At 67.3% G+C, this 15,309-nt stretch carries 16 protein-coding genes and 2 tRNA genes; 10 read left to right on the top strand and 8 right to left on the bottom strand.

What is annotated here, in order from left to right; translation table 11 throughout:
* The 4 genes from AC16JP_RS02865 to AC16JP_RS02850 all read right to left on the bottom strand — a co-directional run.
* A partial coding sequence (locus AC16JP_RS02865) for a VOC family protein (RefSeq protein WP_484339091.1) occupies positions 1–620 on the bottom strand: 620 nt, incomplete at its 3' end.
* Entirely contained in the window at positions 617–2,107 is a 1,491-nt protein-coding gene (locus tag AC16JP_RS02860; RefSeq protein ID WP_484339090.1) for an amidohydrolase, read from the bottom strand. The genes AC16JP_RS02865 and AC16JP_RS02860, both read right to left, overlap by 4 nt.
* Positions 2,108–2,118: 11 nt before the next feature.
* Entirely contained in the window at positions 2,119–4,398 is a 2,280-nt protein-coding gene (locus AC16JP_RS02855) for a TonB-dependent receptor (protein ID WP_484339089.1), read from the bottom strand.
* Positions 4,399–4,570: 172 nt separating this feature from the next.
* Positions 4,571–4,646: transfer RNA gene (locus tag AC16JP_RS02850), tRNA-Ala, on the bottom strand.
* A 176-nt stretch (positions 4,647–4,822) separates the two neighbouring features.
* On the opposite strand from AC16JP_RS02850, the gene AC16JP_RS02845 reads away from it, so the two are divergent.
* On the top strand, positions 4,823–5,959 hold the full coding sequence (locus AC16JP_RS02845; protein WP_484339088.1) for a Ppx/GppA phosphatase family protein: 1,137 nt from the start codon (positions 4,823–4,825) through the stop codon (positions 5,957–5,959).
* Entirely contained in the window at positions 5,956–6,654 is a 699-nt protein-coding gene (locus tag AC16JP_RS02840; RefSeq protein WP_484339087.1) for an RlmE family RNA methyltransferase, read from the top strand. The genes AC16JP_RS02845 and AC16JP_RS02840 overlap by 4 nt, the downstream gene beginning before the upstream one ends.
* Positions 6,655–6,667: 13 nt before the next feature.
* Here the strand turns inward: AC16JP_RS02840 and AC16JP_RS02835 are convergent, their stop codons facing one another.
* Positions 6,668–6,889: a hypothetical protein gene (locus tag AC16JP_RS02835; RefSeq protein WP_484339086.1), complete on the bottom strand. Its 222-nt coding sequence runs from the start codon at positions 6,887–6,889 to the stop codon at positions 6,668–6,670.
* 96 nt (positions 6,890–6,985) lie between these two features.
* Between AC16JP_RS02835 and AC16JP_RS02830 the strand changes: the two genes are divergently transcribed.
* The 5 genes from AC16JP_RS02830 (at position 6,986) to AC16JP_RS02810 (ending at position 10,060) form a co-directional block, all read left to right on the top strand.
* Positions 6,986–7,954, top strand: coding sequence for an agmatine deiminase family protein (locus tag AC16JP_RS02830; RefSeq protein WP_484339085.1), 969 nt, complete (start codon positions 6,986–6,988; stop codon positions 7,952–7,954).
* Positions 7,948–8,811, top strand: coding sequence for an N-carbamoylputrescine amidase (gene aguB / locus AC16JP_RS02825; RefSeq protein ID WP_484339093.1), 864 nt, complete (start codon positions 7,948–7,950; stop codon positions 8,809–8,811). Before AC16JP_RS02830 ends, aguB begins: the two co-directional genes overlap by 7 nt.
* Positions 8,808–9,338: a 2-amino-4-hydroxy-6-hydroxymethyldihydropteridine diphosphokinase gene (gene folK, locus AC16JP_RS02820; protein WP_484339092.1), complete on the top strand. Its 531-nt coding sequence runs from the start codon at positions 8,808–8,810 to the stop codon at positions 9,336–9,338. The genes aguB and folK overlap by 4 nt, the downstream gene beginning before the upstream one ends.
* Before the next feature lie 18 nt (positions 9,339–9,356).
* Positions 9,357–9,432 (top strand) — tRNA-Lys (locus AC16JP_RS02815).
* Between the two features lie 184 nt (positions 9,433–9,616).
* Positions 9,617–10,060 carry a carboxymuconolactone decarboxylase family protein gene (locus AC16JP_RS02810; protein ID WP_484339084.1) on the top strand — a complete coding sequence of 148 codons (444 nt, stop codon included), beginning with the start codon at positions 9,617–9,619 and terminating at the stop codon, positions 10,058–10,060.
* A 28-nt stretch (positions 10,061–10,088) separates the two neighbouring features.
* Here AC16JP_RS02810 and ubiV read toward each other — a convergent pair whose 3' ends face one another.
* Genes ubiV through ubiT form a run of 3 tightly spaced genes read right to left on the bottom strand, consistent with a single transcriptional unit; the run spans position 10,089 to position 12,570 of the window.
* On the bottom strand, positions 10,089–10,979 hold the full coding sequence (gene ubiV / locus AC16JP_RS02805; RefSeq protein WP_484339083.1) for a ubiquinone anaerobic biosynthesis protein UbiV: 891 nt from the start codon (positions 10,977–10,979) through the stop codon (positions 10,089–10,091).
* A 2-nt stretch (positions 10,980–10,981) separates the two neighbouring features.
* Positions 10,982–11,977: a ubiquinone anaerobic biosynthesis protein UbiU gene (gene ubiU / locus AC16JP_RS02800; protein WP_484339082.1), complete on the bottom strand. Its 996-nt coding sequence runs from the start codon at positions 11,975–11,977 to the stop codon at positions 10,982–10,984.
* On the bottom strand, positions 11,974–12,570 hold the full coding sequence (ubiT, locus tag AC16JP_RS02795) for a ubiquinone anaerobic biosynthesis accessory factor UbiT (RefSeq protein WP_484339081.1): 597 nt from the start codon (positions 12,568–12,570) through the stop codon (positions 11,974–11,976). The genes ubiU and ubiT overlap by 4 nt, the downstream gene beginning before the upstream one ends.
* 114 nt (positions 12,571–12,684) lie before the next feature.
* On the opposite strand from ubiT, the gene AC16JP_RS02790 reads away from it, so the two are divergent.
* The 3 genes from AC16JP_RS02790 to AC16JP_RS02780 form a co-directional block, all read left to right on the top strand.
* Positions 12,685–14,169 (top strand): UbiD family decarboxylase, encoded by a 1,485-nt coding sequence (locus tag AC16JP_RS02790; RefSeq protein WP_484339080.1) that lies wholly within the window; start codon positions 12,685–12,687, stop codon positions 14,167–14,169.
* Positions 14,166–14,735 (top strand): UbiX family flavin prenyltransferase, encoded by a 570-nt coding sequence (locus tag AC16JP_RS02785; RefSeq protein ID WP_484339079.1) that lies wholly within the window; start codon positions 14,166–14,168, stop codon positions 14,733–14,735. Before AC16JP_RS02790 ends, AC16JP_RS02785 begins: the two co-directional genes overlap by 4 nt.
* Positions 14,732–15,309: radical SAM protein (locus tag AC16JP_RS02780; protein ID WP_484339078.1), on the top strand; the 578-nt coding region annotated here is incomplete at its 3' end. The genes AC16JP_RS02785 and AC16JP_RS02780, both read left to right, overlap by 4 nt.

Below are 15,309 nucleotides of genomic sequence, written 5' to 3'. Positions count from 1 at the left end.
GTCACCGTGAACGACTCGATCGTCGCCCCCTTCGGAGAGCTTTCGGAAGGGTGCGGCGTCGACCCCAGCCAGTCGATGAAGAAGGGCAGCGCACCGTCGAACGGCGTGCCCTTGCCGTGCAGAAGCTCCCACTTGACGGCGCCGCCATCCGGCCGTACCCGGCCCATGGCGCGCGGCCCGGTGAAGGAATAGCCGTTCCTGCCGAGATCGGCCTTCAGCCGGGCGAAGCGGTCGGTCACACGCAGCGCATAGCCGACGATATGCGGCTCGCCGTCGGTGATCGCCTGCTTCCACGGCCCCTCGGCGTTGGCGTTCAGCGGTGAAAAGATTTCCAGATACGCCCCGCCGCCAAGGCTGAGCAGCGCATTATGCGGCCGGTCGCGGCCCGGCGCCTTGCCGCCGGAAACCGGCTCGATCCCCGTCAGGTCGGCAATCTGGCGGATGCCCTTGTCGAGATCGGGAACCGCCCAGACGATATGGTCGAGCGCGAGGCCCGACGCCGGCGCGGCAGCCGCCCCAGCCCCGGCCGCCTGCCCGGCCTTGGCCATCGATGCAGCGGCCACCAGCCCGGCGCCCAGCCCCAATGCGCGTGAAAAGTCGCGTCGTGAAAAGTCGGTCATTGCTTGCCTTTCTCCCGGTCGGTGTAATCGAGTGCCGGCTTGCGGTTGCCCAGCAGCGGCTCGTAGCGGAAATCCGGTCCGCGCCGTTTGTCGAACTCGGCCTTGGCGGCGGTGATTTCGCCGGGGCGCAGGAACAGTTCGGCAGCGGTCAGCGCCAGCGTGCGCGCCGCGACCAGCGCGCCCTTTTCACCGATGGTGGTGCCGCTGGTGGCGGCGGCCTGCCAGCTATGCGCCGAAGTGCCGCGCACGAAGGTCGCCGTCGACAGCGAAGCGGTCGGTGTCACCCAGCTCACGTCGCCGACGTCCGACGACGCATAGCCCTTGCGTTCCGGGCCCAGCGGCTCGATCGCCTGCGGGTCGCTCGTCGTCACGCCCTTGTCGGGGTAGCTGGCGATGATGTCGCGGGCGAAGGCCTGTTCGTCGGGCGAATAACTGAAGCCCCCCGCCGCCTTCAGGTTGCGGTGGACGATGCGGTTCAACGACAGGTTCGGCAGCGTGTCATAGGTGCCCGAGATCAGCTCATAGCTGACGGTCGTTCCCGTGGCGGTTGCCGCCCCTTCGGCGGCCTTGATGATCCTTGCCCACACGTCCTTCACCACTGCGGTGTCGTGGTGGCGGACGAAGTAAAAGCTTTCGGCAAAGGCCGGAACAACGTTGGGCTGGCCGCCGCCGTTGGTGATCACATACTGGATGCGGGTGTCGGATGGCACATGCTCGCGCAGGAAGTTCGCAGCGACGTTCATCACCTCCACCCCATCCAGCGCCGAGCGCCCGCGTTCGGGCGCAACGGCCGCGTGCGAGGCACGGCCATGAAAGCGGAACTTCCCCGAAATCAGCGCCAGCGATCGGCCGGGCGTCGCGCCATTGCGGTCGCCGGGGTGCCACGACAGGGTGGCGTCGACGTCGCGGAACAGACCGTCGCGCACCATATAGACCTTGGCGAAGCCGCCTTCTTCGGCTGGCGTTCCATAGAGGCGGACTGTCCCCTGTACGCCGTTGCGGCGCAGCCAGTCGGCAAGGGCGATCGCCGCCGTCACCGATGCCGCGCCCAGCAGGTTGTGGCCGCAGGCGTGCCCGGCGATCTGGCCGGGGATCGGGCTTTCATGCGGCACCGCCGCCTGTGCCAGACCGGGCAGCGCGTCGAACTCGGCCAGCAGCGCGATCACCGGCCCGCCGGTGCCTGCGGTTGCGACAAAGGCAGTCGGCATTCCAGCCACCCCTGCTTCAACCTTGAAGCCCGCTTTCTTCAGTTCCTGCTGCAACCGGGCGCTGCTTCTGGTTTCCTTGAAGCCTACTTCGGCCGCCGCCCAGACATCGCGTGCCATCGACGCCAGTTGCGGCTCCAGCGCCGAGACCAGCGGCAGGATGGCGCGCGCCTTTTCCGGCGCAGCATCAGCAATGGTCTGCCGGGCCTCTACATTCTGGGCCGACGCCGGCAGCGGCAGGACCGCCAGCAGCAGGGCGGTCGTGTGTAACAGGGTTCGCAACGTCGCCCTCCTCAGATCGAATAGCGCAGGTTGATGCCGATGGTGCGCGGCGGTGCGGTGGTCACGATCTCGACCGGAAGGCCGATCATGTTGCCGGCCGTCGTGCGGGCGACGGTATCGAACAGGTTGGTGACGAACAGATAGGCGCCCCACCTGTCACCGCTGATGCCCGCGCGCGCGCCGACCAGCGTATAGTCGCCAAGGCGGCGATAGGCGCTGGAAGTCGGCCGGAAGTCGGCATACGAGCGCCCGACATAGTTCAAGTCGCCGCGCACCAGCGCCTTCAGGCCGCCGATGTCCCATTCATACTGGCCCGAAAGCGCCAGGCTGACGTTCGGGATCTGCGGGATACGGTCACCCTTGCGGCCGCTGGCGATCACCAGATCGTTGATCTGGTCCGTCGTCAGTTTCGCCGAAAGCAGATTCAGGTTGGCGGTGAACTGCAACCCCTGAATGGGCACGGCCACACTCTCGACTTCGACGCCGCGAATGCGGGTGTTGCCGGCATTGGTCAGGAAGGCGAACGTGCCGCTGGTGCCCGTCACCTGCATGTTGCGCCAGTTGGTGACATAGCCTGCGATGTTGAACAGGAAGCCGCCATCCAGCAGCGTCGTCTTGGCCCCGGCCTCATAGGTCCACAGCTCGTCGGATTCGTAGGGGGTGAAGCTGGAAGGCAGGCCCAGCACCTGATTGGCCCCGCCCGGCCGGAAGCCCGATGCCGCCTGTGCGTAAACCAGCAACTGCCGATCGACCTGCCACGCCACATTGGCCTTGTACAACAGGCCGTTTTCCCTGGTTTCGCGCTCGGTCCAGGGCTGGACCGCGAAGTTGATCAGGTCGAACCCCTTCTGGGTGTCACCGGCGACGCTGCGCCAGTAATCATAGTAACGGATGCCGCCGGTGATCGTCAGCCCGTCGACGGGGCGGACCGAAACCTCGCCGAAGCCCGCCGTCTGGCGCAGCTTGTCGCGCACCTGCCGGGTATAGACCAGCGGCTGATCGTGGCGCAGATCGCCGCGCGCATCGGCCAGGATGCCGTTCGAGCCGACCCACGACGTGCGATACGACCAGTAGGCGCCGACCGTCCAACTGATCCAGTCGTCGCCGTCCGACTGGAGCCGCGCCTCGATGGTGCGGTTCTTCATCGTCTGCGGCGACACATAGCCAACCGGAGACACCGAATCGACATAGGCATTGAAGGCGGCCATCCCTGCGGGCGTCGCGCAGACGGCGGGCGGACTGTGGCGGCGGCAGAAGCCCGGATTGTTGCGGGCAAGCTGCGTCAGATACCAGGGGTCGCGGATGAACAGGCTGTCGCGGTCCTGATAGGCGCCGGTCAGCACCAGCCGGGCAAAGCCGAGTTCCGCGTTCGCCGTGCCTGTGTACAGGCGGTTGCGGTCATGGAAATTGAGGTTCACCCGCCCCGGCGAAATAAATTTGCCAAGCTCGGGCGACCAGACCGGGTTGGCGCCGCGATTGTTGGAATAATGAAAGCCAAGGTCGATGGTCAGCCAGTCGGCCGGCACCGCCCGCAGCAGCAACCGCGCCGCTTCGGTGTCCTCGCCGTTCAGCTTTTCCTGCCCTAAGACCGGGTTATCGATCCATCCGGCGCTGCGGCGCTTGGAAAAGACGCCGCGCACCGCCAGCGCCTCGCCGGCGATCGGCACGTTCACCATCGCGCTCGCCTGATAATTCAGGCCGGCGTGCGCGGTCGTCGAACCGATCAGATCGACCGACGCGGCAAGGCGATCCTCGGGCTTGGCATAGATGATGCGCACCGCACCGCCCATGGAACTGGCGCCATAGAGCGTGCCCTGCGGACCTTTCAGAACCTCGACCCGCTCGACGTCGAACAGCGCCAGATCGCCCTGGTTGCCGCCGGAATCGCTGGTGGTGCCCGGCGCACCGGCAAGCGGCGCCTCGTCGTAATAGATCGCGACCTGCGGTTCGCCCGACGAACGGACACCGCGCAAAGAAACGCGCCGCTGCCCCGGCCCGGCATCGGTGACGACCAGTCCGGGCGCCACGCGGGTCAAGTCGTTCAGGCCCTGAATCGCCGCATTTTCAAGGCTCGGTGCCGAAATGGCGCTGATGCTGGCCGGAGTTTCCTGCAACCGCGTTTCGCGCTTCTGCGCCGTGACCACGATGTCGGCATAGCCGCTGACGGCGGCAGCGTCGGCGGCGTCGGCCGAAGCCTCGGGTGCGGCCGGTGCGTCTGGCGTGGCCGCCAGCACGGCCCATGGCTGCACCAGCGCCGCCGCGCCAAGAAGAAGATGGATCGTCCGTTGCATGTTTCGATGCGCCCCTTTGAAGATTGAATGCGGGCGGCCTAATCGGGGTTCAACGGTGCAACGATCAAACGATCCTGCCCATAGGGGGGCAAAGCAAAACTTTAGTCAGCGCACGAACGGTCGGCGCCATCCGGCGCATCGGTATATCTGGGGTGTGCTGGTTTTGAAGGCCTGGTGGAGACGAGGGGGATCGAACCCCTGACCTCAGCAGTGCGATTGCTGCGCTCTCCCATCTGAGCTACGTCCCCGTCGCGTCTGGCGCGGGCTCAGGCCATGAGAGCGCGGCCTATAGCTGCGCCCGCGCGCCCGCACAAGCCCGCATCCGGGACAATCGCAGCTATCTTGTGGATTTTGGCTGTCCTGCTAGTTTTCAGGCCAAGTGCCCGTGGCGTCGACCGCCTGCGGGTGAGACGGGACATGCATGATGAACGACTATTCTGCCGATGCCGTGCGGCCCGGCGGTGTGGAAGAAGGGCCACCCGGCCCCCCTGCCGATGCTGTCGCCCCGAAACGGGACGAAGCCCCCCTGCGACATCCGGCCCAGCCGTTTCTGCGCGGCACCCGCGCCAGCAGGGGCGTGTTCGGTGCGCTTGACCTTGGCACCAACAATTGCCGGCTGCTGATTGCGCGCCGCAGCCACGGCGACGACGGCGAATTTCAGGTGATCGACGCCTTTTCGCGCATTGTCCGTCTGGGCGAAGGGCTGATGCAGACCGGGCGGCTTTCCGACGCTGCGATGGACCGCACCGTTGCCGCGCTTTCCGCCTGCGCCGACAAGCTGGCCCGGCGCGGCGTGACGCAGGTGCGAAGCGTCGCCACCGAAGCCTGCCGGCAGGCCGGCAACGGCGCCGAGTTCGTCCGCCGGGTCTATGCCGAAACCGGCCTTGCGCTCGATGTCATCACCCCCGCCGAGGAAGCCCGTCTTGCCGTGCTTGGCTGCCAGACCCTGATCGACCGCAAGGCGCGGCGAACGCTGGTGTTCGACATCGGCGGCGGCTCGACCGAAGTGGTGCTGCTGGAAAAGGTGAACGGCGGCCGTAACCGCATGCCGGGCCTCAGGATGAAGGAATGGGTAAGCGTGCCGTGGGGCGTCGTTTCTCTGGGCGAAACCGAACCGGCCGACGCCGGATGCCCGAACGCGCGCCTCGATGCCTATCGCCGGATGAAGGCCCGCGTCGCCGAGCATCTGGCGCCGCTTGCCGGGCGCCTGAGCGGCGAAGTGCAGTTGCTTGGCGCGTCAGGCACCGTCACCACCCTTGCCAGCCTGAACATGGGGCTTGCCCACTATGACCGACGCCGCGTCGATGGTTCCTTCGCGTCCGCATCGGAACTGGTGGCGCTTAGCCATGATCTGGCGGTAAAGTCGCCGCGCGAGCGTGCCGCCATTCCGGGCGTCGGCGCCGATCGCGCGGATCTCGTGGTGGCGGGCGCCGCCATTCTGGAGGCATTGATCGACCTTGGTTCCACTTCGCACGTGCGCGTTGCCGATCGCGGCATTCGCGAAGGCATATTGCGCGGCATGATCGCGCGCGCAGACGCAGCGGCGGCCGCCCGCCCATGAGCAACGGCACCACCACCCGTGGCGGCGGGCGTTCGCTGGGCGGGCGGACCCGCCTGAAGAACCGGCGCGGCCGCTCGACCAGTTCGGCCCGCTGGCTGGAACGGCAACTGAACGACCCCTATGTGAAACGCGCGCATCTGGAAGGCTGGCGGGCGCGCGCCGCGTTCAAGCTGATCGAGCTGGACGACCGCTTCCATCTGCTGTCCGGCGCAGACCGCATCGTCGACCTGGGCGCCGCCCCCGGAAGCTGGACACAGGTAGCCCTGAAGCGGCGGCCAAAGGCGCGAATCGTCGGCATCGACCTGCTGGAGGTGGAGCCGATCGCAGGGTTCGAATTCGTGCAGGGCGACTTTCTGGCGGAAGGCATGGATGCAAAGCTGATCGCCCTGCTGGGCGGGCAGGCCGATCTGGTGATGTCGGACATGGCGGCCAACACCGTCGGCCACCCGCAGACCGACCACCTGCGCACGATGGCGCTGGTCGAGGCCGCAGCCGCCTTTGCCGCAGACGTGCTGCGCCCCGGCGGCAGCTTCGTCGCCAAGGTGCTGGGCGGCGGCGCCGAAGGCTCGCTCGTCGCCGAACTGAAGCGGCGTTTCGCCAGCGTGAAGCACGCAAAGCCACCGGCCAGCCGCAAGGATTCGTCGGAAACCTACCTCGTGGCCACGGGCTTCAAGGGGCAGGCTTCCGACGGCTGACGGGCGGCTGCGTTCAGATCAGGCCGCCACCGATCGACAGGCGCACCAGCGCAATCGCAATCACCACGAGGTTCAGAATCTGGCCTTCCTTGCGCGCCGAAATCAGGCCGAGGACAAGACCGAATCCCGCGACCGGAAGCAGAAACCAGTTCGCCCAGCCAAGAAAGGGCACCAGCCCGAAAATGGCGACGACGCCGGCAACGATCCCGATCAGCAGCGAGAGGATATTCAACATCTGTAGCTGTTCCTGTGCGATAGAGTTCCCGCTCTCGTCGGCGAAGATCGGCAGCGAGAGGTGGAACTTCAAGGGCAACAGCGATAGGGAGCGGCGATGAGCAGGATCGCACCAGCCGAATGGGCGCCGCAGGCGGCGCTGTTCACCGCATTTCCATCAGCCGCCGACCTCTGGCTCGATGATCTGGCGCCGGCACGGGCCGAAGTGGCGGCAATGGTGCGCCAGCTTGCAACCAGCGTGCGGGTGATTCTGCTGGCGAACGGCACCGAGGCAGTCGCTGCCGCGCGCGAAGCGGTGGGCGCCAGCGCCGACATCCACGACATCGCATTCGGAGACATCTGGCTGCGCGATACCGGCCCTGTCTTTACCGGGCCGGAAACTGCGGTGCGGTTCCGCTTCAACGGCTGGGGCGGCAAATACAGCCTTCCCGGAGATGACACGGTGGGCGCACACATGGCCGGGCTGGTGTCGGCCGCAGTCGACGCGGTGGATGCCATTCTGGAAGGCGGCGCCATCGAATATGATGGCGCAGGCCTTGTACTGACCACCGAACAGTGCCTGCTGAACCCCAATCGCAACCCCGGCTGGACCAGAGCCGACGCCGAACACCTGCTGCAACGCAGCCTTGGCGCGCGCCGCGTGGTGTGGCTGGGCGAGGGCCTGCTGAACGACCACACCGACGGCCATGTCGACAATCTGGCGCGTTTCGTTGCACCCGGCACGGTGGCCGTGCCGGAAGCGCATGGCGCCGACGATCCGAACGCCGCCATCTTCGACGACGCGGCAAAACGCGCAGGGGCCGCCGGGCTGGTGGTGGTCAGGGTGCCGTCTGTCGGCCTCCATGCCCCTGACGGAGACATCGTTCCCGCAAGCCACATGAACTGGATCGTCGCCAACGGGCAGGTCGTGGTGCCGCTCTATGGCGGCGACAGCGACGCAGCGGCGGTCGCCGCGATCCGGCGCTGCTTCCCGCGCCATCTGGTGACGGGCCTTGCCGCCAACCATATCCTGACCGGCGGCGGCAGCTTTCACTGCATCACCCAGCAGGTGCCGAAAGGATCATGATGCTTCACGTTGGCGCAGTGCAGATGGCAATGTCGGGCAAGCGCGACGACGATATCGCCAGGGCGATGCACCTGATCGGCGAAGCCGCCGCGCGCGGGGCGAAGATCGTGCTGCCGCCCGAACTGTTCGAGGGGCATTATTTCTGTGTCAGGCAGGATGAAGGACTGTTCGCGACTGCCGCCCCGGTTTCCAGCCACCCGGCCGTCGAGGCGGCCCGCGAAGTCGCGCGCAAGCACCGCATTTCCATCCCGACCAGCTTCTTCGAGCGCGACGGCCAGCATTACTACAACAGCATGGCTTTCGTCGGCGAGGACGGCATGGTGGCGGGCGTCTATCGCAAAAGCCACATCCCCGATGGCCCCGGCTATCAGGAAAAATTCTATTTCCGGCCCGGCAACACCGGCTTTCGCGTGTGGCCGACGCCGCATGGCGTGGTCGGCCTCGGTATCTGCTGGGACCAATGGTATCCGGAAACCGCACGCACGCTGATGCTGATGGGCGCCGACGTGCTGATGTTCCCGACGGCGATCGGCAACGAACCGCACGACCCGGATCTCGATACAAGGCGCCTGTGGGTGCGGGCGATGGTCGGGCATGCGGTTTCCAACGTGGTGCCGGTGGTGGCAGCGAACCGGGTCGGCACGGAAGCCGTGCCGGGTGGCGGCGAGCAGCATTTCTATGGCAACAGCTTCATCGCCAGCCAGCGCGGCGACATGGTGGCCGAAATGGACACCGGCAGCGAAGGCGTGATCACCGCAGGCTTCGATCTGGCTGAAATCGCCCGGCACCGGGCCGCATTCGGCTTTTTCCGCGACCGCAGGCCGAACCTCTATGGCCGTCTGGCGGAGGACATCTGACGCTGGACCAGCCGCTGGCCGCCGGCACCCCGGTCGCGATCGCGCTGGGCGGCAACGTTCCGCACGGACGGCACGGGCGCCCGGCAGCCGTGTTGCGCGCGGCAGTGGCCGCACTTGGCGCATCGGGCCTTGCGATCGAGCAGGTGTCGACCATCATCGAGACCGTGCCGCTTGGCCCCTCGAAGCGGCGCTACGCCAATGCGGTGGTGACAGCCCGCTGGCCGGGCAGCGCCGAAGAACTGCTGCGCCTGCTGCAACAGCACGAGCGCGCGTTCGGCCGCCGACGCGGCAAACGCTGGGGCGCGCGCGTGCTGGACTGCGACCTGCTGGCGTTCGGAGACATGCAGCTTCGGGTGGCGGGGCTGGAAGTGCCGCACCCGCGCCTGCACCTGCGCGATTTCGTGCTGCAACCCTTCGCCGAAGTCTGGCCCGACTGGCGGCATCCCGCCCGGCGGACAACGGTGCGGCAGATGCTGGTGCGGTTGCACAAGCCAAGGCCTGTTGATTACCGGCGGCTCTGCCCTTAAGGGGCGGCATCCTGGTGTGGGCTCGTAGCTCAGTCGGTAGAGCAACGGACTTTTAATCTGTAGGTCCCGGGTTCGAATCCCGGCGAGCCCACCATATTTCCCGAATTCCGATTCCGGCAGTTTCCCTGTTCGGCGGATCGCGCTACCTGAGGATGCGCTTGCGCGTTTCCGGTTGTGGCAGTTGCGTCCGATCGGCACCGGCCCTGTGCATTCCGGTCGTGGGCAGGATGCATGGCTGTTGCGCGCGGCAGCGCCCGCCACACGGAAGGAAGCCCGCCGTGAAGCCAAGGCTCGACTATTATTCCCGCGCACCCGAACTGATGCGCGCCGTCCTCGATCTCAACCGCGCCGTCGAGGAATGCGGGCTGGAGCGCAGCCTGCTTCACCTCGTCAAGCTGCGCGCTTCGCAGATCAACGGCTGTTCCTACTGTGTCGACATGCACGCGCACGAGGCGCGGGCCGACGGCGAAACCGAGCAGCGCCTGTATCTGGTGGCTGCGTGGCGCGAATCGCCGCTGTTCAGCGCGCGCGAACGCACCGCCTTTGCCTGGACCGAGGCGCTGACACGGGTGGCCGATCAGGGCGTCCCGGACGCGCTCTATGCGCAGGCGCTGGACCAGTTCACCGAGGCCGAGCTGGTGAAGCTGTCGGTGTCGATCGCGATGATCAACACCTGGAACCGTCTCAGCGTCGCCTTCCACGCGATCCACCCGATCCGCTAGCGTCGCCAGATCGGCCGGCGGTGCGCGGTCAGGCGGGGACGACCATGTCCACGCCTGCCCGGCCCGCCAGAAAGCCGTTGGAGAAGCTTGCTTCCGGCATCAGGCGCCCAAGCTCGTCGGCCAGCCTGTCGGGCGCGCCGGATATGGCCGATGCATAGGCGTGCGCGACGCCGGCAAAATCGCCGACATGCGGCGACAGCCGCAACGACGACACACCGGCCGCGCGCAGTTCGTCGATCTGGCCGGCAACCGTGGTGACGGTGCGGCCCAGCGTCTGCACGCCGTTCACCGTCAGGAAGCCCTGCCCGTCCAGCGTGTCGACTGCACGGCCATCCGGGTCTTCGCCGCAGACGAACTGGCAGTTGTCCTTGGCACGGTCGTGCAGGCGGGCATGATAGCAGCGGCCGGAAATCGCCAGCGGCGCGCGGCCATGGCCCCACACCTCTACCTCTACCCCGGCGTCGCGCCCGGCGCGGGCCAGCACGGCAACCGATTGAAGCGGCAATTCCGGCGGCAGGCAGATGCGGCGCGCGCCGCGCCGGGCCAGAAACTCCAGCGTGCCCTCGTTATAGACGTTCACCATCGGGCCCACCCAGAACGGCGTGCCTTCGGGGATCAGGTTCAGGGCGGTCAGGTCGTTCACTTCGACGGGAAGCCCCATATCCACCAGATCGTTGGTCTGCCGCCGCTCGCGGACGAGGGTGATCAGCGCCAGCGTCGAGAGGGCAACCGTCTTGCCGGCGGCCTGCAGCACCTCGACCGCAGCCGGGATTTCCCCCTGCCAGAAGGGAAGCCGCTTCGAGCACACCCATTCCCCGATCACCACCCGCTCGGCCGGGGCGTCGGCCATGGCACGGTAAAAGTCGCGCACCCGGTCTGCCGCCCAGAAGAACGGGTTCGGGCCGATGGTCAGGTCCATCCTTACCTCCAGGTTTTCGCGTAGGCGCCGGTGGTTGCGGCCTGGCCTTCGGTCAGCCGGGCCAGCAGGCCTTCCGGCATCGGCGCGCCGGTTGCCTGCGCCTCGACGGCGGCGCGGAATGCGCCCACCACCTGCGCCACATAGGCGCGGCTGCGCTGGCGCCCCTCGATCTTCAGCGCGCTGACGCCTGCGCGCGCCAATGCGGGGATCAGCCGGGTTGCATCCAGGCTGACCGGGTCTTCGAAGATGTGGCCCGTCTGCGGTCTGGCGCGGCCATCGTCCGAGGTGAAACACCCCTTGCAAAGCGTCGGGTAGGGAACCGGCGCGCCCTTCGGTGTGCGGTGGATCAGGTAGCCGCCCAGCCGCGCCTCGTGTGCGGTGCCGGTATCTTCATAGGCGACATGGCTTGCCGGCGAACAGACGCCGTTCATGTTGGGGGATTTGCCGGTGGCATAGGAAGACAACGAGCAGCGCCCTTCCGCCATCACGCACAGGCCGCCGAACACGAACACTTCGGTTTCCACGTCGATCTCGCGGTTGATGGCGGCTATTTCCTCGACCGACAGCACGCGCGGCAGCACCACGCGGCGCACGCCGAAGGTGCTGGCATAGAAGTTGATCGCATCGGGGTTGGCGGCCGCTGCCTGCACCGAAAGATGAAGCCGCAGGCCCGGATGCCGCTCGGCAGCGTGCGCCAGCAGACCGACATCGGCCAGGATCACCGCATCGACGCCCGCCGCATGCGCATCGGCGATCGCCGCGTGCCAGATGTGCGCGGCGCCCGCGCGCGGGAAGGTGTTGATCGCTACCATCAGCCTGGTGCCGCGCGCATGGGCATGGGCGACGCCCGCCGCCATTTCCTCGCGGCTGAAGTTCAGGCCGGGGAAGTTGCGGGCGTTGGTTTCATCGGCAAACCCGCAGTAAATCGCGTGCGCCCCGGCTTCGACTGCGGCGCGCAGCGATGCAGGCGTGCCCGCCGGACAGACCAGTTCCATCATTGCGCTACCCCCTGCTGGCCGATCCCCTGTTGCGCAGCCTCCCACGACAAGGGTTGTGCGCGCGACAGGCTGTAGCCGCTTAGCCGTTCCGCGACCCGCCCGAACCGCCGCAGCAGCGGCCCGAACAGCCCGGTCAGGCTGGCGACTTCGTCGGTCAGGTCGAGCTCGGCATCATCAAGCGCATTGCGCAGCGACAGCACGGCCGCCGTGTCGCCGCTGATCATCAGTTCGCCGGAAAAGAACAATGCGTCGCCGTCCTCTCCGGCGTGGAGCATCGCCAGAAAAGCGGGCAGGCGGCCGCGAATCGCCGCGTCGTGGGCCGGGGGGCGGCCCATGCGCCACATGACTTGCGCGCTGCCGCGCCCCGGCTGGATCAACACCGTCAGCGGCATATCGACAAGATCGATCAGGAAGCGGCTTTCGCCCGCCTCTCCCATGCGGTGCAGCACACCGGGGTGGCGCGCCAGCACCGAGCGCACCAGCCGCGAACAGACAGCCGACAGCGGCGCCAGCAGCAGCACATGGCCGGGCGGAGGCGGCAGTCGGTGGAATCGGGGCAGGAACGACGGCAACGAAACAGGAAATGCAGGCATGGGAGGCAGCCACCGACAGGAAAGACACGAGCGGCGCGACGATAGGCCCGATGCCCGCAGACGTTTTGATTCCGATCAAGCTGCGGCGCGATTGCCGCTGCTAGAGCGACCGCCATGCGGCAACTGCCCGTCTTTGCAGACCTGCGCTCGTTTCTCGGCTGGGCGGAATCCCGTGGCGATGTGGCGCGAATTGCCGCACCAGTCAGCCTTGCCCACGAAATGACTGCGGTTCAGCTTGCAGCGCTGCGGGCGGAAGGGCCGGTCCTCAGGTTCGACTGCGCGCAACACGCCAATGGCAGCCCGGCCCGGATGCCGGTCGTCACCAACCTGTTCGCAACCAGGGCGCGGGTCGCGGCCGGGATGGGGCTGCAACTTTCATCCATCGCTGAATTCGGGGAGTTTCTGGCAAGCCTGCGCGCCCCGGCACCGGTTGGCGGCATGCGCGATGCGCTGTCGCGCTGGCCGATGCTGTCGGCGGCGCTTGCCACAAGGCCGAAGCTGGTGCGCCGCGCCGCCGCCCGGCAGGAACGGCTGGACTCGCTTGATGCCCTGCCGGTGCAGACGCCATGGCCCGAAGACGCCGGCCCGCTGATCACCTGGCCGGTCGTGTTCACGCGGCCCTATGGGTCGGCGGCGTCGGATCTTTCGGCCTATAATCTGGGTGTCTATCGCGCCCAGGTGATCGGGCCTGACCGGCTGATCCTGCGCTGGTTGGCGCATCGGGGCGGCGCCGCCCACGCGCGGACTTGGGCAAGGGCCGGAAAGCCGATGCCGGTGGCGGTAGCCCTTGGCGCCGACCCCGCCACCCTGCTGGCCGCCGCCCTGCCCTTGCCGGAAAACCTGTCGGAATTCAGCTTTTCCGGCGTGCTGCGCGGCGCGCGCGCCGAAGTCGTCGGCGCCGAAACCGTGCCGATGATGGTGCCTGCCAACGCCGAAATCCTGATCGAAGGCTGGGTCCACCCCGACGATCTGGCGCCCGAAGGTCCGTTCGGCGACCACACCGGCTATTACAACGCCGCCGAACCATTCCCGGTGATGCAGGTAAGCCGCATCACCAGCAGGCGCGACCCGTTATACCTCTCGACGGTGACGGGCCGCCCGCCCGACGAACCATCGGTGATCGGCGAAGTGTTCAACGATCTGGCGCTGCCGGTCATCCGCACCCAGATCCCCGAGGTGCTGGACCTGTGGCTGCCGCCCGCCGCCTGTTCCTACCGCATGGCCGTGGTCAGGATCGCCAAACGCTATCCGGGCCAGGCGCGCCGCGTGATGATGGCGCTGTGGGGGCTGCAAAGCCAGTTCAGCTACACCAAGACGATCGTCGTGGTGGACGACGACATCGACGCCCGCAACTGGGACGATGTGCTGTGGGCGATCAGCACCCGCATGGACCCGTCGCGCGACATCACCATCGTGCAGGACACCCCGATGGACTATCTGGATTTTGCCTCCCCACGCGAAGGTCTGGCGGGCAAGCTGGGGATCGACGCTACTACAAAGATCGGCGCGGAAACCAGCCGCGAATGGGGGAGGCTGATGGCGCTGAACCCGGCCCACGAAGCACGGGCGGCCGAACTGCTGCAAAAGGTGCTGCGATGACGGCGCGCGTGGTGCTGGGCGTTTCCGGCGCGTCGGGTGCGGCGCTGGCGCTGGATTGCGCGCGCGCCCTGCAACGCGCGGGCGCCGAAATCGATCTGGTGCTGTCGGCGGCGGCGGAAAAGACGCTGGCGCTGGAAATCGGCCCCGGCGCCCGCGATGCGCTGTGCGCAACGGCCGCCCGCGTTCACGATGTCGGCGATATGGGGGCCGCGATCGCGTCCGGTTCCTGCCCGGTCGCCGGGATGATCGTCGCCCCCTGTTCGATGCGCAGCCTTGCCGCGATCGCGCACGGCCTCGACGACAATCTGCTGGTTCGCGCGGCATCGGTGCAACTGAAGGAACGCCGCCCGCTGGTGCTGCTGCCGCGTGAAGCGCCGCTGACCCTTGCCCACCTGCGCAACATGACTGCCGCCACCGAAATGGGCGCGATCCTGCTGCCGCCGGTGCCCGCCTTTTATCTGCGGCCGGAAACCCTTGCCGAGGTAACGGCGCAGATCGCCTCCCGCGCGGTCGATCTGCTGCGGATCGGGCCGCCGCTGGCACAGGCATGGGCGCCCCCTGCATGAGCAGCACCCGGCATACCGGCGGCTTCGCAATGCCGCCTGCACGCGCGGGTTTTCACCTGATGGCCAAGCCCAGCGGGCCTGCCTGCAACCTCGATTGCAGCTATTGCTTCTACCTCGAAAAAGAAGCCGCACTTTATTCGCAGCGCAAGCAGCGGCGGATGTCGGACGAGGTGCTGGAAGCCTATGTCCGCAACACCATCGCCTCTACGCCGGCCCAGGATCCGGTGCTGTTCGCCTGGCAGGGAGGAGAACCAACCCTGCTGGGGCTGGACTTCTATCGCCGCGCGCTGGCCTTGCAGCAGAAGCACGGGGCGCATCGGCGTATCAGCAACAGCTTCCAGACCAACGGCGTGCTGATCGACGAGGAATGGGCGGCGTTTCTGGCCGGTAACGGGTTTCTGGTCGGCCTCAGCCTCGACGGTCCGGCCGACATTCACGACAGCGTCCGCCGCTATCGTTCGGGCGCACCGTCGCACCATCTGGTGATGGCCGCACTGGAACGGCTGCAACGCCACGGGGTCGAATATAATGTGCTGGCCTGCGTCGGCAGCCATTCGGAAAGCCGCCCGCTCGA

The sequence above is a fragment of the Sandaracinobacteroides sp. genome (assembly GCF_057137845.1).
This window is presented reverse-complemented; position numbering and strand designations above follow the sequence as displayed.